The 1,192-nt window shown below is 53.7% G+C and carries 1 rRNA gene; it reads right to left on the reverse strand.

Annotated elements, in window-relative coordinates:
* Positions 1–1,192: ribosomal RNA gene (locus tag DWX76_RS13710) — 23S ribosomal RNA — on the reverse strand; the annotation flags it as partial.

The raw sequence follows: 1,192 nt of genomic DNA on the forward strand, positions 1-1,192 counted from the left end.
CTTCCACCTCTGCCCTATCTACCTCGTCGTCTTCAAGGGGTCTTACTACTTGCGTATGGGATATCTCATCTTGAGGGGGGCTTCACGCTTAGATGCCTTCAGCGTTTATCCCGTCCCGGCTTGGCTACTCTGCCATGAGCCTGATGGCTCAACAGATACACCAGAGGCCAGTCCACCCCGGTCCTCTCGTACTAAGGGCAGCTCCTCTCAAATATCCTACGCCCGCGCCGGATAGGGACCGAACTGTCTCACGACGTTCTGAACCCAGCTCGCGTACCGCTTTAATGGGCGAACAGCCCAACCCTTGGGACCTACTTCAGCCCCAGGATGCGATGAGCCGACATCGAGGTGCCAAACCACTCCGTCGATGTGAACTCTTGGGAGTGATAAGCCTGTTATCCCCAGGGTAGCTTTTATCCGTTGAGCGATGGCAATCCCACTTTCTACCACCGGATCACTAAGTCCTACTTTCGTACCTGCTCGACCCGTCGGTCTCGCAGTCAAGCTCCCTTCTGCCTTTGCACTCTTTGAATGGTTTCCAACCATTCTGAGGGAACCTTTGAGCGCCTCCGATACCCTTTCGGAGCGACCGCCCCAGTCAAACTCCCCACCTGACATTGTCCCACCTCCGGGTCACGGAGGTTGGTTAGAAATCCAGTACCACAAGGGTGGTATCCCAACAGCGACTCCGACAAGACTGGCGTCCTGTCATCAAAGTCTCCCACCTATCCTGTACATGCAGTACCGAATCCCAGTATCAAGCTAGAGTAAAGCTCCATGGGGTCTTTCCGTCCTGGCGCAGGTAACCAGCATCTTCACTGGTATTTCAATTTCACCGGGTGCATTGTCGAGACAGCGCTCAAATCATTACGCCTTTCGTGCGGGTCGGAACTTACCCGACAAGGAATTTCGCTACCTTAGGACCGTTATAGTTACGGCCGCCGTTTACTGGGGCTTAGATTCAAAGCTTCGATTGCTCTAACCTCTCCTCGTAACCTTCCAGCACCGGGCAGGCGTCAGCATATACCTCACCTTTCGGTTTCGCATAGACCTGTGTTTTTGCTAAACAGTTGCTTGAGCCTATTCTCTGCGGCCACATCTCTGTGGCACCCTTTATCCCGAAGTTACAGGGTCATTTTGCCGAGTTCCTTAACAATGCTTCTCCCGCCGGCCTTAGGATTCTCTCCTCATC

It is taken from the genome of Clostridium sp. AF21-20LB, assembly GCF_003478795.1.
Lineage (GTDB): Bacteria > Bacillota > Clostridia > Lachnospirales > Lachnospiraceae > Otoolea > Otoolea fessa.